Below are 21,411 nucleotides of genomic sequence, written 5' to 3' on the forward strand. Positions count from 1 at the left end.
GGCTCCTAGATGTGCGGGACATCGTCGGGGATGTCGTAGAACGTCGGGTGGCGGTAGACCTTGTCCGCGCTGGGGGCGAAGAAGGGGTCCTTCTCGTCGCGGGTGGAGGCCGCGATGTGTTCCGAGCGCACCACCCAGATCGACACGCCTTCGTTGCGCCGGGTGTACAGGTCGCGGGCGTGGGTGAGGGCCATGGCGTCGTCGGCGGCGTGCAGCGAGCCCACGTGGACGTGGTTCAGGCCGCGCTTGCCGCGCACGAACACCTCGTACAGCGGCCAGTTCTGCGAGTTGCTCATGCCGCCGGCTCCTTCCGGGCCCGCTTGGCCGCGTGTGCGGTGGCCGCCTCGCGCACCCAGGCACCTTCCTCGTGGGCGCTTCTGCGCCGCTGCGTTCGCTGGTCGTTGCAGGGTCCGCCGCCCTTGATGACCCGCATCAGCTCGTCCCAGTCCGGGGTGCCGAAGTCGTGCCGGCCGCGCTCGGCGTTCCACTTCAGCTCCGGGTCGGGCAGGGTCACGCCGAGCTTGTCGGCCTGCGGGACGGTCATGTCGACGAAGCGCTGCCGCAGTTCGTCGTTGCTGTGCCGCTTGATCTTCCAGGCCATGGACTGCGCGGAGTTGGGGGAGGCGTCGTCGGGCGGGCCGAACATCATCAGCGAGGGCCACCACCAGCGGTTCACCGCGTCCTGGACCATCTCGCGCTGGGCGTCGGTGCCGCGCATCATCGTCATCAGCAGTTCGTAGCCCTGCCGCTGGTGGAAGGACTCCTCCTTGCAGATGCGGACCATCGAGCGGGCGTAGGGGCCGTAGGAGCTGCGGCACAACGGGACCTGGTTGCAGATCGCGGCGCCGTCCACGAACCAGCCGATCACGCCGACGTCGGCGAAGGTCAGCGTCGGGTAGTTGAAGATCGACGAGTACTTCTGGCGGCCCTCGATCAGCCGCTCGGTGAGGTCCGCGCGGTCGGCACCGAGGGTCTCCGCCGCCGAGTACAGATACAGCCCGTGTCCGGCCTCGTCCTGCACCTTGGCGAAGAGGATCGCCTTGCGGCGCAGCGAGGGGGCGCGCGTGATCCACTCGCCCTCGGGCTGCATCCCGATGATCTCCGAGTGGGCATGCTGCGCGATCTGCCGGACCAGCGTCTTGCGGTAGCCGTCCGGCATCCAGTCGCGCGGCTCGATCCGCTGGTCGCGCGCGATCGTCGCGTCGAAGTGCTCCTGGAGTGCCTCCGGGGGCGAGGCCTCGGCGTGGTGTGTCGTGGTCATCTCCACCAGCTTCCCAACCGACCATTCGTTCGGTATCAGTGTGACGCCTTTCCGGCCCTCCGGCAAGACCCTTCGCCGCCCTTGACAGCCACCGGACCGACTGGTTGTTTGACCGGTGCCGCATGCTGACCGAATGATCGGTCGGGGCACGAGGTGGTGGAGATGCCGACGAAGGAGTCCCGATGAGCAACCTGGGCGAACCCCTCCCCCACGACCTGCTGGACGACGGCGAAAGACTCACCCGCGAACAGCTCGGGGAACTCCAGCTCGACCGGCTGCGGGCGACCTTGCGGCACGCGTACGACCATGTCGAGCTGTACCGCAAGAAGTTCGACGAGGCCGGGGTCACCCCCGAGGACTGCCGCACGCTTGCGGACCTCGCCCGGTTCCCCTTCACCACCAAGGCCGACCTGCGGGACACCTACCCCTTCGGCATGTTCGCCGTGCCGATGTCGCAGGTGCGGCGCGTGCACGCCTCCAGCGGGACCACCGGCCGCCCCACGGTCGTCGGTTACACCGAGAACGACCTGTCGATGTGGTCGGACGTGGTCGCCCGCTCGATCCGGGCCGCCGGCGGCCGCCCCGGCCACAAGGTGCACATCTCCTACGGCTACGGCCTGTTCACCGGCGGACTCGGCGCGCACTACGGCGCCGAACGGGCCGGCTGCACGGTGATCCCCGCCTCCGGCGGCATGACGGCACGCCAGGTGCAGATCATCCAGGACTTCCGGCCCGAGATCATCATGGTCACCCCGTCCTACATGCTGACCCTGCTCGACGAGTTCGAGAAGCAGGGCGTCGATCCCCGCGACACCTCTCTGCGGGTCGGCATCTTCGGCGCCGAGCCGTGGACGGAGGAGATGCGCCGTGAGATCGAAGAGCGCGCGGGCCTCCACGCCGTCGACATATACGGGCTGTCCGAGGTGATCGGTCCGGGCGTGGCGCAGGAGTGCGTGGAGACCAAGGACGGGCTGCACATCTGGGAGGACCACTTCTACCCGGAGGTCGTCGACCCGGTCACGGACGAGATCATGGCCGAGGGCGAGGAGGGCGAGATCGTGTTCACCTCGCTCACCAAGGAGGCGCTGCCGATCATCCGTTACCGCACCCGGGATCTGACCCGGCTGCTGCCGGGCACCGCCCGCCCGGCCTTCCGCCGGATGCGGAAGGTCACCGGACGCTGCGACGACATGATCATCCTGCGGGGGGTGAACGTCTTCCCCACCCAGATCGAGGAGATCGTGCTGCGCGCCCCCGCGGTGGCCCCGCACTTCCAGATCCGGCTCACCCGGCGCGGCCGGATGGACCACCTCACCGTCCGCGTAGAGGCCCGCCCCGACGCGGGCCCCGACCAGCGGCGGGCCGCCGCCGACGCCATCGCCCAAGGCGTGAAGGACGGCGTGGGGGTCAGCGTCGAGGTGGAGATCGTCGAGCCGGAGACCCTGGAGCGCTCGCTCGGCAAACTGAAGCGCGTGAAGGATCTCCGCCAGGCATAGGTCAGTTGCCGCCCCGGGTCCTGAGCTACCGGTCGAGCCGCTCGATGTGGGCCACGTTCCGCAGATCCTCGGCGTCCTGGCTGGCCTCGGCCGTGAACCAGGCGTCGAGGATTTCCTTCAGCAGGGGCTCGGAGGTCAGCCGCAGGCTGAGGGCGAGCACGTTGGCGTCGTTCCAGCGGCGGGCGCCGTCCGCCGTGGGGGCGTCCGTGCACAGGGCCGCCCGTACGCCGGGCACCTTGTTCGCGGCGATGGAGGCGCCGGTGCCGGTCCAGCAGCAGACCACGGCCTGATCGGCCGTACCGGCGGCGACCTCGCGGGCCGCCGCCGCGGAGCAGACCGCCCACTGGGGGTCCTCCCCGGGCCGCAGCGCACCGTGCGGCACGACCTGGTGGCCGCGCCGCTCCAGCTCCGCGAGGAGGAGGCGGGCCACGGGTTCGTCCATGTCGGAGGAGACGGAGATCCGCATGTCCGCGAGCCTACTCGGCCCGCCCCGTCAGTGATTCGGGGTCGCGCGGCTGATGTCCGCCAGGGCGGTGTGCGGGTCCTCGGTGACGGCGAGGTCGCCGAGGCTGACCATGCCGACCGGGCAGCCCCCGTGCTCCACCACCGGCAGCCGCCGTACCGCGTGCCGGCGCATCAACTCGATCGCGTGGTCGGTGCTGTCCTCGGGGCCCACGGTGACGACGGGCGGCCGGCTGCACACGGCCCCGACCGCGGTGGTGTGCGGGTCGCGGCCGTCGGCGATCGCCCGCACCACGATGTCGCGGTCCGTGAGCACTCCGAAGAGATCACTGTCGTAGACGACCAGGACGTCGCCGAGGTTCTGCTCGCTCATCACGCGGGCCGCCTTCTCCACCGTGGTCATCGGTTCGACGGCCACGGCTCCGGGCGACATCACGTCACGTATCCGGTGGGTCATGGGGCACCTCCTAGGGCCGTTCCTTGCGCAGGAAGCGGCGCAGACGGGTCAGGGTCCAGGTGTTGATCACGTCGTCCGCGGTGAGCCAGCCGCGCTGGGCGGTCGCCACGCCGTGGCGCAGGTTGGCCAGGTGGGGCACGGCGTGCGCGTCGCTGTCGATCGCGAACCGCACGCCGTACCGCTTGGCCCGCAGGATGTGCTCGTCGCCGAGGTCGAGCCGGTCCGGGTGGGCGTTGATCTCCAGGGCCGTGCCGGTGCGGGCGCAGGCGGCGAAGACCTCGTCGAGGTCGGCGTCGATGCCCGCCCGCCTGCCGATGAGCCGGGTGGTGGGGTGGCCGATGATGTGCACGTACGGGTTCTCGCAGGCCCGCACGAGCCTGCGGGTCAGGGCCGTCCGCCCCTGGTCGAAGTGCGAGTGGACCGAGGCCACGCACAGGTCGAAGCCGGCCAGGAACTGCTCCGGCCAGTCGACGTCCCCGTCGGGGCCGATGTTCAGCTCGGCCCCGTGCAGCAGCCGCATCCGCCCGGCATCCAGGCTTCGCACTTGCTCGCGCTGGGCGAGCATCCGCTCGTCGGTCATGCGCTGCATGGACAGGTCGGGACCGTGGTCGGTGATCGCGTAGTAGGCGTAACCGCGTTCGGCGGCCGCGGCGACCATGTCCTCCAGGGAGGCGAGCCCGTCGGTGAGGTCGGTGTGGGTGTGCAGATCGCCCCGTACGTCCGCCTCGGTGACCAGCTCGGGCAGCTCGTCGCGCAGCCCCGCCTCGATCTCCCCGCGGTCCTCGCGCAGCGTGGGCGCGATCCACGGCAGCCCGAGCCGGGCGTAGACGTCCTCCTCGGTCCGGGACACGATCTTCTTGCCGCTCTCGGCGTCGAACAGGCCGTACTCGGACAGCTTCAGCTTCTGGTGGACGGCGATCTCCCGGACCCGGATGTTGTGCGCCTTGGAGCCGGTGAAGTACAGCAGGGCCGCGCCCCAGGAATCCGGCGGTACGACGCGCAGGTCGACGGCGAGCCCCCGGTCGGTGCGCACGGAGGTCTTCTTCTCCCCCCGGGCGATCACCTCCGAGACGTACGGCAGGTCGGTGAGGGCCCGCATCACGGGCCCCGGCGTGCGGGCGGTGACCAGGACGTCGAGGTCGCCGATGGTCTCGCGGCCCCGCCGCAGCGATCCCGCGTACGCGCACCGCCACACGCCGCCGACCCCGGACAGCGCGGCGACGACCTCCTCGGCGAGCCCGGTGGCGACGTCGATCAGCACCCGGCCGCCGGAGGCGCGCAGCAGATCGATGCCGTGCAGCAGCTTCTCCTCGGTGCGCGGCCCGAAGCCCTTCAGATCGCGCAGCCGCTCCTGATGGATCGCGTCGGCCAGCTCGTCGATCGAGGAGATGCCCAGCTCTTCGTAGAGCATCAGGGCCTTCCTGGGGCCGAGGGAGGGGATCGCCGTCAGCCGGCGCACTCCGGCCGGGATCCTGGCGCGCAGTTCCTCGACCGCACCGACGCTGCCGCTGGTCAGGTACTCGGTGACTTTCTCGGCGATCGAGGTGCCGACCCCGGGGATCTCCTTGAGGCCCGTGGCGTCGAGCCGGGCGACGTCGGTGTGGTGGCCGCCGATCGCCCGGGCCGCCTTTTCGTAGACGCGTGCCCTGAACGCGTCTCCTCCGGTGATCGAGATCAGGTCCGCGTACTCCTGGAACAGCGCGGCGACCTCGTCGTTGGCCCGAGCCACACGTTCAGGGTAGGCACGCGGCGCGGGTTCAGTCGCCCGCGGAGGCCCGGACGTGGTCGGCGCACCACTGGCGGGCCGCGTCGGCGACCTCGTCCAGGGCGCCGGGCTCCTCGAACAGGTGGGTCGCGCCGGGCACGACATGCAGCGTGCAGGGCACCCGCAGCCGCCGCGCCGCCTCCTCGTTGAGCCGCAGCACCTCCCGGTCCCGACCGCCCACGATCAGCAGCACGGGCGCGCGTACGGCGTCCAGGGCGTCCTCGGCCAGGTCGGGCCGTCCGCCCCGGGAGACCACGGTCAGCACGCGCGCGGGACGCTCGGCGGCGGCCATCAGGGCGGCGCCCGCCCCGGTACTGGCACCGAAGAGGGCGACGAGCAGCCCGCGGGTGTCGCCCCGCTCCGCCAGCCAGTCGATCGCGGCCACCAGCCGCCCGCCCAGCAGCGGAAGGTCGAAGCGGTGCTCGCCGGTGAGCTCGTCCCGCCGTTCCTCCTCCTCGCTGAGCAGGTCCATCAGCAGGGTGCCGAGCGCGGCCGTCCGCACCGCGGCGGCCACCTGCCGGTTGCGGGGACTGTGCCGGGAGCTGCCGCTGCCGTGCGCGAACAGCACCACCGCGCGCGCGGAGCCCGGCAGGACCAGGTCGCCCGCCAGTTCGATGCCCGGGCCCGCGGGCACCACGACCGAATGGGAGATCATCACCATCGCCTCCGCTCCCCGGGTTCCTCCGATCCGGCCGCGCAACCGGCCTGCCGGTGACCGGTTCCCGAAGAGGCCAAGGCCCCGGCGGGGCGTTGTCAGTGGTCACGCCTAGAGTTCCCGTCACTTGATCACTGAGTGCGGGGAGGCACCTGTGGGGTGGGTGACGGCCGGCGACTACGAGGTCGCTCTGGACGCGGGGAAGGTCGTGTGCCGCAACGCGGCCGGGCGACGGCTGAAGTCGGTGCCGGCCAAACTCGCGGACGAGCCCGCGCTGGTGGGGCTGCGTCAGCTCGCCGAGTGGCTGGAGCGGCACGAACGGCAGTGCCTGACCGAGGTGGAGCGCTGGATGGTGCGCTCGCTTCCGGTGCCACTGACGGTCGTCGCCCGGGTGTGGCCCGACCCGGCCTGGCAGCACGCCCTGCGCGACCTCGTGGTCACCGGCCCGGACGGCGCGGTCGCCGGCTTCCTGCGGGACGCCGACCCGGACCGCGGACTCGGGCTCGTCGACCTCGACGGCGACACCGTGCGCATCAGCCCCGAACTCGTGCGCATCCCGCACCCGGTGCTGCTGGAGGACCTGGAGGACTTGCGCGAGTTCGCCGTCGAACTCGGCGTCGAGCAGCGGGCCCAGCAGCTGTTCCGCGAGGTATGGCACGGCCCCGCGGATCTCGACGCCGATGCCACGGCCGTGGAGGACTACGCGGGCGGGGCCTTCAAGGAGCTGCGGTTCCTGCACGGCAGGACCACCCAGCTCGGCTACCGCGTCCGCGGCGGTGACGCCGTCTGCTCGCTGCGCGAGGACGGCCGCGCGCTCGAGGCCCGCGTCTGGATCGGCGACTACGACACCTACCTGGAGACCGAGACCGGCCCGCTCACCTGGACCGACGGCAGCGGCAAGGTGCTGAGGCTCGGTCAGGTCGGGCCGGTGGCCTGGTCGGAGGGGATGCGCATGGCGGCCGCGCTGTACGCCGGGCGCGACATCGAGGACGAGGAGAAGGCCGCATGAGCACGTACGACGAGACCACCGCGGCCGCGCTGCTGGAGGCGGGCGCCGTCCTGCCGCCGGGCACCACCGCCCGCGAGGACGCGGACACCCTCACCGTCCGCACCTACACCCACCCCGCACTGGACGACCGGCGTGTGGTCCGGCTGGTCCCGGGCACCCTCGGCGAGGCCGAGGACCTGGCCCTGGAGTTCCTCGGGCTGGCCCGCGAGCCCCAGGCGCCCGAGATCGGCCAGGTGCGCCGCGAGACCCTCGGCTTCCCGGCCTGGGCACTGGTCCACGACCCGGCCAACGGCCACCACGCCCTGGCCCTCGTCAAGGACGTCGAACGGCTCGCCCGCCAGGCCAAGTCCCGCCCCGGCACCGCCAAGGAGGGCTTCGAGGAGCTCGGCGAACGGCTCGGCCGAGCCGTCCCGCACTTCCTGCCGACCTTCTACGAGCAGGCGGCCCGGATCTTCCTCCAGCACGAGAACACCACCTACGCGGCGGCCTTCTTCGGCAAGGCGCGCGAGGCCGAGCGGGTGCACGCGCTTGCCGTGGACGAGGACCGGCAGCGGGCGGTGTTCCTGGAGTTCGCCTTCGCCGGGGCGCTGACCGTCAAGGCCCTCAAGGAGCATGTGAAGGACCTCGCCCGGCGGCTGGACCCGCGGGAGGCGTGGGCGCAGTACCGGCAGCTGACGGTGGAGCGCTGCGCGGCCGGCATGCCGCCGTACGCCTCGCTGCCGCAGGACGCACGGAGCCTGATCAAGGCGGCCGGGCTGTCCCGGGTCACCGAGGAGTGCGAGCTGGTCGCCGACCTGATCGCCTCCCCGGCCGCCGTGCGGGCCCCGGCCTCCTTCTGGAACACCTACCGGGCCACCCTGACCGTCCTCGCCGAACAGCGCCCGGCGGTACGGGTGCGGCTGCTGGAGATCATGCCGAGCGGTCTCGGCCGCAGCGTCGAGGACGACGAGTTCTGGCTGGGGCTGCTCGCGGAGACCGGCGCCGACCGGTTGCTGACCGGCGAGGACGCCGAAGCGGCGGGCGCGGTCGACGCGGCGGACTGGCTCGGCCGCTGGGCGACCCACCGCAAGCACGGCGCCGCGGTCTCCTGGCGCTCCCCCGCCACCCTCGCGCTGGTCGCGCGCATGGCGGACCGGCTGCGCGCCGACGCCCGGCCGGTCGACCTGTTCACCGGCCGCTGGCACGCCGGAGCCGACCCGGACCTCCTCGACCTGTGCGCGGCGCAGGACGTGCCGCTGGCGATGCCGGACGAGGACACCCGGGTCCATCTGGGGCTCGACCGGTGGCTGCGCGACGAGCGCGCCGGCCGCCGCGACCTGACGGCCACCGCTGCCGACCCCCGGCTGCGGCGGCTGCTGTACGAGGCGATCGGCACCCTGAGCGGCGACCATGCCCTGTCCGGCGTGCTGGAACCGGTCGCCGGGCATCCCGTACTGGGCGAGGTGCTGCGCGACTGGCTCGCCGACTCGGCCGCCGAGTACACCGGGGCGACCGGCCTGCCCGCGGCCCGCACGGCGCTGGAGCGGATGCGGCCCTTCCGTCCGGTGGCCGCCCGTGTCCACGCCGAGGCGGTCGCCCGTGTCGCCGCCCACGACGTCACGCCGGTGCTGGCGCGCACCCTGCGCGCGGGCATCCTGGACGAACTGGGCTGGCCCGCCCTGGAGGAGGGCCTGCGGCTGCTCGACACGGAGACCCGCGGCAAGGGCCACCACGACGAGCTGGCGGTCGGCGAGGCCTGGCCCGCACTGATCCTGTCCCGGGGACACAAGGCGGTCGTCGTCGGGCCCGAGAAGGTGCTGCTCGAGCACGATCTGCGGCTGCCCGTCGAGCTGGACCGCTGGAACCGCCCGCAGTTCCGCTGGACCGACGGCGAGCTGCTGGTGATGTGGCGGCAGGAGGGCAAGCAGGTCGGCTACTGGTCGGCCCGGCCGTCCGAGGTGTTCACCCTGGGCGGCGAACAGCTCGGCTACGGCTACGGTCGTCACCTCGGCTACCCCTCGATCCCGCTGCCCGGCGGCGGCCGGGCCACCGGCGGCCGCACCCTGCACGCCGGCGACACCGTCCTGCCCGCCGGCCGTGCCGTCATCGGCGACGGCACCACCTGCTGGCGCGAGGGCCGGCAGGGGCGGCAGGAAGTGTGGCTGGAGTACGACCCGGCGACCGGCACGCACGGGCGTGCCTCGCTGCCCGCCTTCCTGCGGTCCGCCGTCCGGGAGGACGCCCGGCTGGAGCAGCGCCTGTGCGAGGTCCTGCCCCTGCAACCGGGGCTGGAGCAGAGCCCGTTCGGCACCGACGGCACGGTCCTGGGCCGCTGGGTGCGCACCGCGGGGACGGGCGGCGAGGCGGTGACGACCGCCGGTACACCGGACGGCCGGACCGCGGTCCTGCGCCGCACCCGCGGCGTTCCGCTGGGCTGCCTGCGGCTGCCCGGGGGCGCCGCGCCGGTGGTCGCGATGACCGGCGGGCAGATCGGCCTGTTCGCGCCCGACGGCGGGCTGCTCGGCCGGGTGACCGTGGGCGAGCGCGGCAGCGAGTTCGCCGCCGGCAGCCGGTACGTACCTCCGGTGGCGTTCTGGCACGCGCTGCGCCCCCGCGACGAGCGGGCCTCGGCGGTGCTGCGCGCCCTGAGCGACGAGCGGGCGGCCGGCCTGCTGCGGGCCGACACCGCCGCCCTGGCGGAGCACCGGGCGCAGCTCGCGGCGGCCGGTGACGCCGAGGCCCGCGGCAAGCTCCCCTCCGCCGACGAGGTCCTGGTGCGGGCCGTCGCGTCGGCACTGCCCGAGGTCACCGACGGGCGGCTGCTGCTGGGCGTCTCCGCCCTGGTCCGTGCGGCACTCCGGCTCACCGAGTCGGCCACCGCCCTCGCCGCCCCGCCCGTCGAGCGGGACCGCCCGGACCGCCGCCGCACCGAGGGCATGTTCGCGGACTACCACCCCGAGCACGGCGACGACCGGACGCTGAACAGCGCCGCCGGTGGCATCGCCGGGCTGTGGGGAGGCTGGAGCAGCCAGCGCCAGTGGACCGCGCTGCGCCAGATCCGCGCGGTGAACCACGTGCTGTCCGGACAGCCCGCCGACGGCAAGCCGCTGTCCGCCGAACCCGGACGGCCGGCCCCGCTCGGCGACGGCTGGACCAGCGACGAGCACACCGTCCCCGGCATCGGCATGATCTGGCCGTCGCTGCTGGGCGTGCTGCGCCCGCTCGCCTACCGCGCCGCCCTGCCGACGGTGTCCGAGGCCCAGCGCGAGGCGCTGCTCCTGCTGTTCGAGGCCCTCGCCGAAGGACCGCTCGCCGCACCCGGGGACAGCCTGCGCGAGGTCCTCCTCGGCGAGCCGCGCGACAACCAGCACCGCGTCGGCCAGGTACTGCGCCGGGACGGCCGTACCGTCGTCATTCTCGGCTGCCAGAACATCGACACCGCGCGCGGGAGGGTGAACTGGCTGGCCCTGGACCACGATCCGTCCGGCCGGTTCGGCGCGATCGCCCACTTCCCCCTGGAGCGCGAGACCCGGCACGGCCAGGGGTTCCCCGCCGACGGGCTCGCCGCGGTCGCCCGGCTGATCCGGGACAAGGGCGCGGCTCCCTGGCGGGCCGAGGCGCCCGAGGCGTTCGCCGCCGTGACGCGGGGCGGGCTCGGGCCGCTCCAGGCGACCGTGCTGCTGGCCGCCCAGCCGCGTGATCACGACGCGCAGACGCTCGCCGTCATGGGCCTGAAGCCGCGCCGGATGGACCAGGCGAACAGCATGCTCGACTCGCTCACCACGGAGGACCGCACCGCACTGCTCGGCGCCCTGCTGCCCGCCGACCCCGCCGACCTGTGGTCGACCGGGCCGGACCTGGAGGGCGCGGGCCGGGTGTGGGCCGAGCGGCTCGGCTCCGTCGTCCGGGTGCCCGAGGAACTCTCGGCGGACCTCGCCGGACTGCCCGCCGCCTCCGCCGGGGTGGTCCTCAACCCCGGGCGCACCCGCTGGATCAGCCGGACCACGGCCCTGCGCCCCGACAAGGACGGCAGCTGGGTCCCGGACGACCCGTCCGCCCTGCCCAGCCACTACGACCTGGGCAGCGCCGTGGCCGCCCTGGCCTCGCTCGCCTACGCCCTCCCCTACGGGCACCCCCTGCGCCCCGTTCTCCCGGAGAGCCTCGCCGCGCTGCGCCGCCGGTTCGCCGACCCGGAGCTGGTGCTCCCGCTCGGCGTGGAGTGGACGGAGAAGGGCGGCCCCACGGCCGTGGAGGTGCGCAAGGCGTACGGGCTCGCGGAGACCGGAGGCGCCGACGCGCAGGGCCAGATCCGCGTCGGCGAGGCGCTGGTGCTGCGGCCCTGGCACGGGGACAGCGAGATCACCCTGGTCCGCCCCGCGGGCCTGACCGGGCCGGACGACTCCGTGTTCGGCCTCCTGGAAGGGCTCGTCGGACCCCAGCGCGGCGCGGGACTGGGGTGGTTGCGGGCACTCCTCGGCGACGTCCTCGCCCGGGCCGTCGCCGCCGACGGCCCCGCCGGGTACGCCCAGGACCCCATGGTCAGCGTGCCGGACCTGGTCACGGAGGTCGCCGCGGCCCACGACCTGGGCGAGGACGCGGCGGCGCTCTACCTCCAGCTGCTCGCCCTGCCCGACCCGACGGACCGCAACTGCGCCCGCTGGACCGGCTGGAAGCCCGCCCGGCTGAAGAAGGCCCGCGTGGAACTGGCGGCGACCGGCCTGGTCGTCGAGGCCAAGCGGCCGCGCGCCGGGCGCGCCCTCTTCCTGCCCGGAGGCTGGCGCGACCTCAAGGGCGCCGCGCTGCCGGTGGAGAGCTGGAAGGAGGGCCTGTACGCGATACCCGAGCGGATGCGTACCGTGCCGCACCTCCCGCTGCCCGAACTGTTCGCCCGCGCCTGGGAACGGGTCCGCGCCGGCGACGCACCGGCGTACGAGGAGCTGATCACGCGGAGGGGACGCCGCCGATGACGACCCCGCGACTGGCCGGGGGCACATGCCGACCGGCCGGGAGAACCAGGTCGGCCAGACGCCGGCCGACCGGAAGGACCGGGCCACTCCGACGCCCGCCGACCGAAAGTACCAGGCCGGCCACACGCCCACCGGCTGGAAGCACCAGGCCACGCGCACGCTTACCGACCGGAAGCACCGGGCCAGCCACACGCCCGCCAGCCGGAGGCACCAGGCCATTCCCACGCCCGCCGACCGGAAGCCCCACGCCAGCCACACGCCCACGGACCGGAAGAATCGCCGCCGATGACCTCCACCCTGCCCTCCGCCCCGGCCCGCCAGATCGTCCCGCCCGAGGATCTGCACGCCACCGAGCTGGCGTTCCTCGCCGCGTACGACGACGGGCCGCGTCCGCCCGCCTGGCACCTCACGCCCCGGGCCGTCGTCACGTTCGTCATGGGCAGCGGCGGCCAGGCACTGAAGCTGCCCGACACCGCCGAGGTACCGGACGGCGTGCCGCGGCGCCTGACGGTGCCGGCCAAATTCGTCGGCGAGCGGGCGCTGGTCGAGCGGTGTGTCGTCACGCTCGCGGGAGAGCGCGGGCTGCTGCTGGTCGGCGAGCCCGGCACCGCCAAGTCCATGCTGTCCGAGCTGCTGTCGGCCGCCGTGTGCGGCACCAGCGGCCTGGTCGTGCAGGGCACCGCGGGCACCACCGAGGACCAGCTCAAGTACGGCTGGAACTACGCCCTGTTGCTGGCCCAGGGCCCCAGTCGGCAGGCGCTGGTGCCCTCGCCGGTGCTCACCGCCATGTCGCGGGGCGCCATCGCCCGGGTGGAGGAGGTCACCCGCTGTCTGCCGGAGGTGCAGGACGCGCTGGTCTCCCTGCTCTCCGAGCGGCGTATCGCCGTACCCGAACTGGCGGGCGGCGAGGATGCGTTGGCGCATGCCGCGCCCGGCTTCAACCTCATCGCCACCGCCAACCTGCGCGACCGGGGCGTCTCGGAGATGTCCGCCGCGCTCAAGCGCCGCTTCAACTTCGAGACGGTCGGACCGATCGCGGACCTCGACGCCGAGACCGCGCTGGTGCGCAGTCAGGCGCGGGCGTCCGTGGAGCGGGCGGGTGCCGCCTTCCAGGTCGACGACGCGGTGCTGGAGGCCCTGGTGACCGCCTTCCGGGACCTGCGGGAGGGCCGGTCGGCGGAGGGCTGGGAGGTGGAGCGGCCGTCCACCGTGATGAGCACCGCGGAGGCGGTGTCGGTGGCGGGCGCGCTGGGTCTCGCGGCGGCGTACTTCCCGGGCGACCGCGATGTTCTCGGGCTCCTGCCGGGTCATCTGCTCGGGGTGGTCCGCAAGGACGACCCCGCCGACGCGGCCCGGCTGCGCGGCTACTGGGACGGCCCGGTCCGACGGCGCGCCGAGCAGGGCTCCGCCACCTGGCGCACCCTGTGGGACCTGCGCACGGTGCTGGAGGGCTGACGGTCATGCCCCTCTCCCCCGACGAGGCCGTGGCGGCCCTGACCGATCCGGCGGGGCCGTACCTCATCGGCGTACGGCACCACGCGCCGTCCCTGGCAGCGGCGGTGCCCGCCCTGCTGGACGCGGCGAAGCCGGACGTGGTGCTCGTCGAGCTCCCCGCCGAGATGCAGGAGTGGCTGCCGTGGCTGGGCCACGAGGAGACCCGCGCCCCGGTCGCCCTAGCGGCAGCGCCGCCGGACGGGGGCGGCGGACCGGCGTTCTACCCGTTCGCCGACTTCTCCCCCGAGCTGGCCGCGATCCGCTGGGCGGCTCGGCGGGGGATCCCGGTCCTGGCCTGCGACCTGCCTCTGGCCGACCGGGCATGGGGAGCGGGACAAGCCGCGCTGCGCCCGGCGTCCGCCGGTCCGGGCGGGCGCGGTTCGGCGGGACCGGCGTCCATCGACCCAGGCAGGCGCGGTGCGGTCGGGTCGGCGCCCATCGGTCCGGGGGGACACGATGCGGCGGGGCCGACGGGCGTTGGCCCCGGGGGGTCCGATACGGCGGGAGCCGTGCCCGTCCGCCCCGAGGGGAGCGGTGCGGTCGGGCCTGCGCCTGTCGACCCCGAGGGGCGCGGTTCGGAAGGATCCGCGTCCGTTCGCCCCGAGGGGCGCGGGCCGGTGGGACCGGCCTCCGGCGGCCCCGAGGGGCGCGATACGGCGGGACCCGCGTCCGTTCGCCCCGAAGGGCGCGGGCCGGTGGGACCGGCCTCCGGCGGCCCCGAGGGGCGCGATACGGCGGGACCGGTCTCCGTCGGTCCGGAGTCGGTGGGGTCGGCGGGGTCGGTGGGTGTCGGGCCTGGGATTGCCGATGCGTTGCGGGCCCGGCTCACCGGGCGTTCGGGGGACGATCTGTGGGACCGGCTCGTGGAGGCCACGGCGCCGGGCTCGCCGCCGGAGGCGCTGCGGCGGGCGGCGCTGCTGACGGGATGGGCGCTGCGCGAGGACGCGGCGGCCTCGGGGGGCGTGCCCGAGCTGGATCTGCGGCGCGAGCGGTGGATGCGGGCACGGCTGGCGGCGGCGACCGCCGACGGGGCGCGGGCCGCGCTGGTCGTCGGCGCGTTCCATGCCCCGGCACTGACCGCGGGCGAGCCCGCCCCGGAGCTGGACGCGCCCGCGGCGGGCGGGAGTTGGATCACCTCTCTCATCCCGTACACCTACGCCCTGCTGGACGAACGGTCCGGCTACCCGGCCGGTATCCGCGACCCGGAGTGGCAGCACCTGGTGCTGCGCGCGGCCGGGGACCCCGCCGCGCTGGAGGAGGCGCTGACCCGCGCGGCGGTGGAGGTGTGTGCCGCGTTGCGGTCGCTGGGGCATCCGTCGGGGCCCGCCGACGCGCGGGAGATCAGTCGGCTGGCCGGTGATCTGGCTCGGCTGCGGGGGCTGCCCGCGGCAGGGCGCGGCGAGTTGGCGGAGGCGGTGCAGACGGTGCTCGCGCAAGGCGAGCCGTACGGCCGGGGCAGGGCCGTCGCCCTGGCGATGGAGCGCGTCCTCGTCGGGACCCGTACCGGCCGGCCCGCGCCCGGCGCACCGCGCAGCGGCCTCGCTCCGGCGGTGGAGTCGGAGGTGGCCGCGCTCGGACTGCCCGGCCCGGGCCACGGCAGCGCCCCGCGTGATCTGCGGCTGGATCCGCTGCGGTCGGATCTGGACCGCCGACGCGAGGTGCTGCTGCGGCGGCTGACGGTGTGCGGGGTGCCGTACGGGCGGGCCCAGGAGGTGGCCGGGGCGGGCGGGGCCGAGGCGCTCACCTCGCGGTGGGAGGTGCGCTGGACTCCCGCCACGGCGGCGATGCTGACCGCGGCGGGCGTACGCGGGGTCACGGCGGCGCAGGCCGCCGAGGGTGTGCTGCGCGAGCGTCGGCGCACGGAGCGGGACGAGGGCGGCAGTACGGCCGAGCAGACGCTGCGGGGGCTGCGGGAGGCGGCGGAGTGCGGACTGCCCGCCCTCGCGGACGAACGGCTGGCCGATGTCGCCGACGTGCTGCCCCACTCCGGCACCCTCCCCGAACTCCTCGCCGCCCTCGCCCTGTCGGACCGGCTGCGCGCCGGTCACATCCCGGGGCTCGGCGCCGACGAGGACCGTACGGCGAGGGCCGCCGCCGTGGCCGAGCTGCTGACGTCCGCCGCGGTGCGACAGGTGGACGGGCTCACCGGTTCCGAGGACCCGGCGGACGCCCACGCCCTGCTCGAACTGGCCCACCGTGCCGACGAGTTGGGCGGCATCCGGCTCGCCGACGCGCTGGCCCGGCTGGCCGCCGACGGTTCGCCGCTGATGCGGGGCGCCGCAGGGGCCGTACGGGTGCTGCTCGGACACGAGGCGCCCGGCACGCTGGGCGGCCGTATCGCCTCCTGGGTCGACTCGGCGACCGGGCCGGAGTCCCGGTCTGATCTCACCGCGCGCCTCACGGGCGTACTGACCGCGGCCGGACCGCTCCTGGAGTCGGCCTCGGCCGCGCTGGAGCCGCTGCTGAGCCGGGTGGTGGAGGTGTCCGACCGGGCGTTCCTCGACCGCCTGCCCGCGCTGCGGGGCGGGTTCGACACGCTCAGCCCGGCGGCGCGTGAACGCCTGCTGTCCGCCGTCGAGGAGCGGCTGGGCGGCACGGCAGACGTGACCGACATCGGTGCGGTGGAGCCCGCCGCGCTCGCCGCCTGGACCCGCGCGGATCTGGTGGCCCGGGCGGGGCTGGAGGGGCTGGGGCTGCTGCCGGCACCGCGAGCCCTCCCGGCGGCGTCGGCTGCCCTTCCGGCGGTGGTTGCCGCTCCGGCGGCGTCGGCTGCCCCTCCGGCGGCGGCACGATCAGTCCCGGTGGCGGCACGATCCATCCAGGTGGCGCCACAATCACACCCGGTGGCGCCACTAGCCCTTCCGGCGGCGCCCGAAGAGCCCGGGACCGCTCCGGTCCTGGAGGATGACCGCCTCTCCCCCGCCGACCGCTGGCGGCTCGTGCTGGGCCGGCGCACCGATCAACTGCCGCGTTCCGCCGCCGGTTTGGCGACCGCGCTGGACGAGTTGTACGGCACCGGGCGCGGTGAGGGCAGTCGAGGCGGGCTGCCCGGCGCGGGCGGCCGTGGCGGCGGTCGGGAGGCCCCCTATCCCGGGGTGCGGGAGTGGTCCGAGGAACTGGCGGCGCTGTTCGGGCCGGGGATCCGGGAGGAGGTGCTGGCGGCAGCGGCGGCGTCGGGGCGGACCGATGTGCTGGCCGATCTCGATCCGGAGCGTGCGCGGCCCTCGGTGGATCTGCTGCGGACGGTGCTGCGGCATGCGGGCGGACTGCCCGAGGCCCGGCTGGCCGCACTGCGCCCGCTCGTGCGGCGTCTGGTGGACGCGCTGACCCGGGAGCTGGCCACGCGGCTGCGACCGGCCCTGCACGGTACGGCTCTGCCGCGGCCGGGGCGGCGGCCGGGCGGGGGCCTGGACCTGCCGCGCACCCTGCGCGCCAACCTGGCGACGGCGCGGCGCGGCCCGGACGGGCGGATCGTGGTCGTCCCCGAGCGGCCGGTGTTCCGTACGCGGGCGAAGCGGGCCGCGGACTGGCGGCTGATCCTGGTCACGGACGTGTCGGGGTCGATGGAGGCGTCCACGGTGTGGGCCGCCCTCACCGCCTCCGTGCTGGCGGGAGTGCCGACGCTGTCCACGCACTTCCTCGCCTTCTCCACGGAGGTCATCGACCTCACCGGCCATGTCGACGACCCGCTGTCCTTGCTGCTGGAGGTCAGCGTGGGCGGCGGCACGCACATCGCCGCGGGGCTGCGGCACGCGCGGGAGCTGGTGACCGTGCCGTCGCGGACGCTCGTCGTGGTCGTCAGCGACTTCGAGGAGGGCTATCCGCTCGGCGGGCTGCTAGCCGAGGTGCGCGCCCTGGTCGGGGCCGGCTGCCAGGTGTTGGGCTGCGCGAGCCTCGACGACGCGGGCCGCCCCCGCTACTCCACCGGCGTGGCGGGACAGCTCGTCGCCGCGGGCATGCCGGTGGCCGCCCTCAGTCCGCTCGAACTCGCCCGCTGGGTAGGGGAGAAGATCGCATGAGCCCGGGCCTTCCGCCGGTCGCGCCGGATGTGACCGCAGAACTGGTCGAAGCGCTGTCGCCCCGGCTGCGCAAGCGGCTGGACGCGGGTGTCGCCAAGCTGGCCGGGCGTCCGGCCGTCGTGAACGGCGACACGGTACGCGTGGCCGTGGACGACGACACCGACCTCGAACTGCACGCGCCGGGCGGGGTGGTGAGCAGCGCGGACGCGATCCGGTGCGGGTGCCTGCTGGCGCCGGCCTGTCTGCACCGGGCCGCGATCGCATCGGCGGCACCTGTCGCGGACGCCCCGGCCCCGGACGACGCCGCGGAGCCGACGGCGACCACGGCAGCGCCACCGGATCCCGACCCGGCGGCGGCCACGCCAGCACCACCGGATCCCGACCCGACGACGGGCTCGGCAGGCCCGTCGAGTTCCGACCTCACAGAGGACACGGCACCCCCGCCGAACCCCGCCCCCACGACGACCACAGCAGCACCGCCAGATCCCCTCCCGACGTCGAACACCACAACGCCACCGGATCCCAACCCCACGACGACCCCGCCAGCCCCGCCGAACCCCGCCCCCGCGACGTCCACAGCACCACCACCGGAGCCCGACCCCACCGCAACCCCCGGCCAACTCACCGCCGTTCACGCCCTGCGCGCCGCGGCGGCCGCCGTGCTCGACGCCGGTACGGACGGCGCCGGGGCCGTCGTGCAGGCGGAGTTGCTGCGCGCGGCGCACACCGCGCGGCTCGCCGGGCTGCCCCGGGCCGCCGCGGCCGCGGTCGCCGTGGTCACCGGGCTGCGCGCGGCGCGCGGAGCGGATCCGTCGTACCGCCTCGCCGACCTCGTCACCGCGCTCCACGCCGTGCTGAGCGCCGCGCACCGCCTGCCGCGCGCCACCGGCCCCGAACTGGCGGCGCTGCGCGGCAGCGTGCGGCAGCCGTACACCCCGGACGGCTCCCTGCGGCTGTACGGCCTCTTCTCGGAGCCGGTCCTCACGGCGACCGGTTACGCGGGCGCCGTGACCTGGACCGCCGACGCGCAGGGCCGCCTGTACACGGTGTCCGACGTCGCGCCGGGCGGGGCGGGCCGCGCGGTCGGCGCCGCCGAGCGTGCCGTACGCATTGGAGACACCGCGCTGACGCACCGGGAGTTGTCCCGCGCGGGGCTCGCGGTGTCCGGGGCGACGGTGTCGCCGACCGGGCGGCTGGGCGCGGGCAAGGGGGTACGGGCGGTGCGCGCGGCCGGGGTGGCGTGGGACGGCGATCCGCTGCACCGGCTGTGGGCCGTGCCGGTTGCCGAGCAGGCGCTGCGGGCTCTGTCCGAGGACGGGCACGACCTGCTGTTCCTGGACATCACGCTGCTCGGCACGGTCCGTGAGGCGGCGGGTGACTGTCTGCTAGCCGACTGCGGCGGTCTGACGGTCCGTCTTGCCGCCGCCCATGACCATCCGGCGCTTCCCGACCGCGACAACCTGCGGCTGCTGGCCGCCGCGCCGGGCGCCCGGCTGCGCGTCGTGGCACGTCTCTCCCCCGCCCCGCACGCCCGCGCCTTCCTGCTGGGCACGGCCCACCCCGCCGACCCCGACGCCCGCGTGGACCTGGGTTTCGACCGCCTCCAGCACGCGGACCTGCCCGGCACCGCACCCACGGCTCCCGCACCGGCGGTTGCCGCATCCCCTCCCGATGAACCCCCGCTGCACCTGCTGCGCCGCCGAGTGCAACAGGCCGCCTCGGGGGGCCGCCGGGTGCTGGCGTTCCCCGGCGACAGCGCCTCCGACGCCCGGCGTCTGGGCCGCCTCGGTCTCGCCACCGCTGGGGACCTGCTGGAGGAGCTGCACGCGGCGGCCGCGGACCGGGATCGCGATGCCTTCGGCCGCCTGATCCCTGCCGACGCCGATCGTTTCGCCCGAGCCTGGCTGGGTGCGGCCCACTACACGGCCGAGGTGGAGCGGACGCTGTGCGCGGCGGCCTGGGGAGCGGAGCCGGGCCTGGCGTGAGGCGGCATCCCTCATACCGGTCCCAGCGTCGCTCCTACCGGTCCCGGCATTCCCTCACACCGGCCCCGGCATCCCTCCCCCGCCCTTGAGCCGTTCCAGGTCGGACGGCCGGACCTGGATGGCCAGCACCGCGATCAGCGCCGCGACCACGGTGAAGATCGCCGCTGTGATGAAGGCCGAGGAGACTCCGGCGGTGAGCACCTCGTCCGACCAGGGCGGCGGCAGCTCGCCGGTGCGCTCGAAGCGCAGGCGTTCGGCGGGGGTGGCCTGGGCGAGGTAGTCCGGTACCTGTTTGTCCGCCTCGTTCCTGCTCGCCGTGCCGAACATCGTGACCAGGATGGACAAGCCGAGCGAGCCGCCGACCTGCTGCGTGGCGTTGAGGAGCCCGGAGGCCGCGCCGGTCTCCCGGACCGAGACGTTGGACAGCGCCATCAGCGTGAGCGAGACGAACTCCATGCCCATGCCGAGGCTGAAGACGAGCATCGGTCCGAGGACGCTGCCGGCGTAGGTGGAGTTGACGTCGGTGAGGGTCAGCCAGCTCAGACCGGCCGCGGCCAGGATGGCGCCGACCACCATGAAGGGTTTGGGCCCGTACGTGGGCAGGAACTTGGACGCGAGACCGGCGCCGATCGCGATGACCGCGCTGACCGGCAGGAAGGCGAGCCCGGCCTGCAACGGGCTGAAGTCCAGCACGTTCTGCACGAAGAGGGTCAGGAAGAAGAACATGCCGAAGATCGCGGCGGCCAGGCACAGCATGATGCCGTAGGTGCCCGCGCGGTTGCGGTCGAGGAACATGTGCAGCGGCGTGATGGGCTGGGTGGACCGGCGTTCCACCAGGATGAACGCGGCGAGGAGGAGTACGGCCGCGGCGAACGAGGCCAGGGTCAGCGGGTCGCGCCAACCGTCCTGCGCGGCCCGGATGAAGCCGTACACCAGCAGCACCATGCCCGCGGTGGAGGTCAGGGCGCCGGTGATGTCGAAGTGGCCGGGGTGGCGTTCGGACTCCTTGATCCAGCGGGGTGTGGCGAGCGCGATGAGCAGTCCGATGGGGACGTTGACGAAGAGGACCCAGCGCCAGTTCAGCCACTCCACGAGCATGCCGCCGGCCAGCAAGCCGATCGCGCCACCGCCCGCCGAGACGGCGGCGAACACGCCGAACGCCCGGTTGCGTTCCGGGCCTTCGCGGAAGGTGGTGCTGATCAGGGCGAGGGAGGTCGGGGAGGCGATGGCGCCGCCGACGCCCTGGAGGGCACGTGCGGCCAGGAGTTGGGGCTCGTTCTGGGCGAACCCGCCGAGCAGGGAGGCGAACACGAAGAGCAGCACGCCGAAGATGAACACCCGCCGTCGGCCGAGGATGTCTCCTGCCCGGCCACCGAGGAGCAACAGGCCGCCGAAGGTCAGGGTGTAGGCGTTGACCACCCAGGACAGGCTGGTGGTGGAGAAGTCCAGGGAGCGCTGAATGTCCGGCAGCGCGATGTTCACGATGGTGATGTCCAGGACCACCATCAGCTGGCACGAGGCGATGACGAACAGGGCCATCGCGTTCCCGCCACCGCCGTTCTCCTTGGCGGTGGTCCGCGGGGATGTGGGCTGCGGGCTAGAGCTCATGTCGTGTCGCACTCTCGGGGCTTGCACCCTCGTGAGGGGTCGGTGAACGGCTCCGTCCACCGTCGGTCCACCGTTCGACCGTACGCCGGTGCCCGGGCGGTCACCACTCGATCAACCGCACCCCCTTGACGCTCGGGAGGGCCGTTGGCACACTCCCGGGCCATCGCAGAAAACGCTTGCTATGTCACGCGCCGTGTGTGAATCGATTCAATCACCGCGTATTCCACACCGCAGGTGACCAAGGCGCGTCCCCG

At 74.4% G+C, this 21,411-nt stretch carries 13 protein-coding genes; 6 read left to right on the plus strand and 7 right to left on the minus strand.

What is annotated here, in order from left to right; genetic code table 11:
- Positions 1-5: 5 nt before the first annotated feature.
- The gene (gene paaB / locus ACWD11_RS20505) at positions 6-296 is read right to left on the minus strand and encodes a 1,2-phenylacetyl-CoA epoxidase subunit PaaB (RefSeq protein ID WP_389417723.1); all 291 of its coding nucleotides are present in this window, start codon (positions 294-296) and stop codon (positions 6-8) included.
- A complete protein-coding gene (paaA, locus tag ACWD11_RS20510) occupies positions 293-1,261 on the minus strand; it encodes a 1,2-phenylacetyl-CoA epoxidase subunit PaaA (RefSeq protein ID WP_389417722.1) in 969 nt (322 codons plus the stop codon). The genes paaB and paaA overlap by 4 nt, the downstream gene beginning before the upstream one ends.
- A gap of 182 nt (positions 1,262-1,443) precedes the next feature.
- On the opposite strand from paaA, the gene paaK reads away from it, so the two are divergent.
- A complete protein-coding gene (gene paaK, locus ACWD11_RS20515) occupies positions 1,444-2,757 on the plus strand; it encodes a phenylacetate--CoA ligase PaaK (protein WP_451284585.1) in 1,314 nt (437 codons plus the stop codon).
- Between the two features lie 25 nt (positions 2,758-2,782).
- Here paaK and ACWD11_RS20520 read toward each other — a convergent pair whose 3' ends face one another.
- Genes ACWD11_RS20520 through ACWD11_RS20535 form a run of 4 tightly spaced genes read right to left on the minus strand, consistent with a single transcriptional unit; the run spans position 2,783 to position 6,096 of the window.
- Positions 2,783-3,223 (minus strand): RpiB/LacA/LacB family sugar-phosphate isomerase, encoded by a 441-nt coding sequence (locus tag ACWD11_RS20520; RefSeq protein ID WP_389417720.1) that lies wholly within the window; start codon positions 3,221-3,223, stop codon positions 2,783-2,785.
- A 27-nt stretch (positions 3,224-3,250) separates the two neighbouring features.
- Positions 3,251-3,676 (minus strand): CBS domain-containing protein, encoded by a 426-nt coding sequence (locus ACWD11_RS20525; RefSeq protein WP_451116758.1) that lies wholly within the window; start codon positions 3,674-3,676, stop codon positions 3,251-3,253.
- Between the two features lie 10 nt (positions 3,677-3,686).
- Positions 3,687-5,405, minus strand: a complete 1,719-nt coding sequence (polX, locus tag ACWD11_RS20530; RefSeq protein ID WP_451284587.1) for a DNA polymerase/3'-5' exonuclease PolX — start codon at positions 5,403-5,405, stop codon at positions 3,687-3,689.
- Positions 5,406-5,433: 28 nt separating this feature from the next.
- Entirely contained in the window at positions 5,434-6,096 is a 663-nt protein-coding gene (locus ACWD11_RS20535) for a dienelactone hydrolase family protein (protein ID WP_451284630.1), read from the minus strand.
- Positions 6,097-6,250: 154 nt separating this feature from the next.
- On the opposite strand from ACWD11_RS20535, the gene ACWD11_RS20540 reads away from it, so the two are divergent.
- From ACWD11_RS20540 to ACWD11_RS20560, 5 genes are all read left to right on the plus strand, one after another.
- A complete protein-coding gene (locus ACWD11_RS20540) occupies positions 6,251-7,105 on the plus strand; it encodes a DUF4132 domain-containing protein (RefSeq protein WP_451284589.1) in 855 nt (284 codons plus the stop codon).
- Positions 7,102-12,051, plus strand: coding sequence for a hypothetical protein (locus ACWD11_RS20545; protein ID WP_451284591.1), 4,950 nt, complete (start codon positions 7,102-7,104; stop codon positions 12,049-12,051). The genes ACWD11_RS20540 and ACWD11_RS20545 overlap by 4 nt, the downstream gene beginning before the upstream one ends.
- A gap of 285 nt (positions 12,052-12,336) precedes the next feature.
- On the plus strand, positions 12,337-13,506 hold the full coding sequence (locus tag ACWD11_RS20550; RefSeq protein WP_451284593.1) for an ATP-binding protein: 1,170 nt from the start codon (positions 12,337-12,339) through the stop codon (positions 13,504-13,506).
- A gap of 5 nt (positions 13,507-13,511) precedes the next feature.
- On the plus strand, positions 13,512-17,564 hold the full coding sequence (locus tag ACWD11_RS20555; RefSeq protein WP_451284594.1) for a DUF5682 family protein: 4,053 nt from the start codon (positions 13,512-13,514) through the stop codon (positions 17,562-17,564).
- Complete coding sequence (locus ACWD11_RS20560) at positions 17,561-19,549, plus strand: hypothetical protein (RefSeq protein WP_451284596.1); 1,989 nt, start codon at positions 17,561-17,563, stop codon at positions 19,547-19,549. The genes ACWD11_RS20555 and ACWD11_RS20560 overlap by 4 nt, the downstream gene beginning before the upstream one ends.
- Before the next feature lie 54 nt (positions 19,550-19,603).
- On the opposite strand, the gene ACWD11_RS20565 is transcribed toward ACWD11_RS20560, so the two are convergent.
- Positions 19,604-21,157: an MFS transporter gene (locus tag ACWD11_RS20565; protein ID WP_451284598.1), complete on the minus strand. Its 1,554-nt coding sequence runs from the start codon at positions 21,155-21,157 to the stop codon at positions 19,604-19,606.
- Positions 21,158-21,411: the final 254 nt, after the last annotated feature.

The organism is Streptomyces sp. NPDC002776 (assembly GCF_053592195.1).

Coding starts and splice junctions, on each gene's coding strand:
- paaB (WP_389417723.1), bottom strand. CDS start 296: ATGAGCAACTCGCAGAACTGGCCGCTGTACGAGGTGTTCGTGCGCGGC.
- paaA (WP_389417722.1), bottom strand. CDS start 1,261: ATGACCACGACACACCACGCCGAGGCCTCGCCCCCGGAGGCACTCCAG.
- paaK (WP_451284585.1), top strand. CDS start 1,444: ATGAGCAACCTGGGCGAACCCCTCCCCCACGACCTGCTGGACGACGGC.
- ACWD11_RS20520 (WP_389417720.1), bottom strand. CDS start 3,223: ATGCGGATCTCCGTCTCCTCCGACATGGACGAACCCGTGGCCCGCCTC.
- ACWD11_RS20525 (WP_451116758.1), bottom strand. CDS start 3,676: ATGACCCACCGGATACGTGACGTGATGTCGCCCGGAGCCGTGGCCGTC.
- ACWD11_RS20535 (WP_451284630.1), bottom strand. CDS start 6,096: ATGATCTCCCATTCGGTCGTGGTGCCCGCGGGCCCGGGCATCGAACTG.
- ACWD11_RS20545 (WP_451284591.1), top strand. CDS start 7,102: ATGAGCACGTACGACGAGACCACCGCGGCCGCGCTGCTGGAGGCGGGC.
- ACWD11_RS20550 (WP_451284593.1), top strand. CDS start 12,337: ATGACCTCCACCCTGCCCTCCGCCCCGGCCCGCCAGATCGTCCCGCCC.
- ACWD11_RS20555 (WP_451284594.1), top strand. CDS start 13,512: ATGCCCCTCTCCCCCGACGAGGCCGTGGCGGCCCTGACCGATCCGGCG.
- ACWD11_RS20560 (WP_451284596.1), top strand. CDS start 17,561: ATGAGCCCGGGCCTTCCGCCGGTCGCGCCGGATGTGACCGCAGAACTG.
- ACWD11_RS20565 (WP_451284598.1), bottom strand. CDS start 21,157: ATGAGCTCTAGCCCGCAGCCCACATCCCCGCGGACCACCGCCAAGGAG.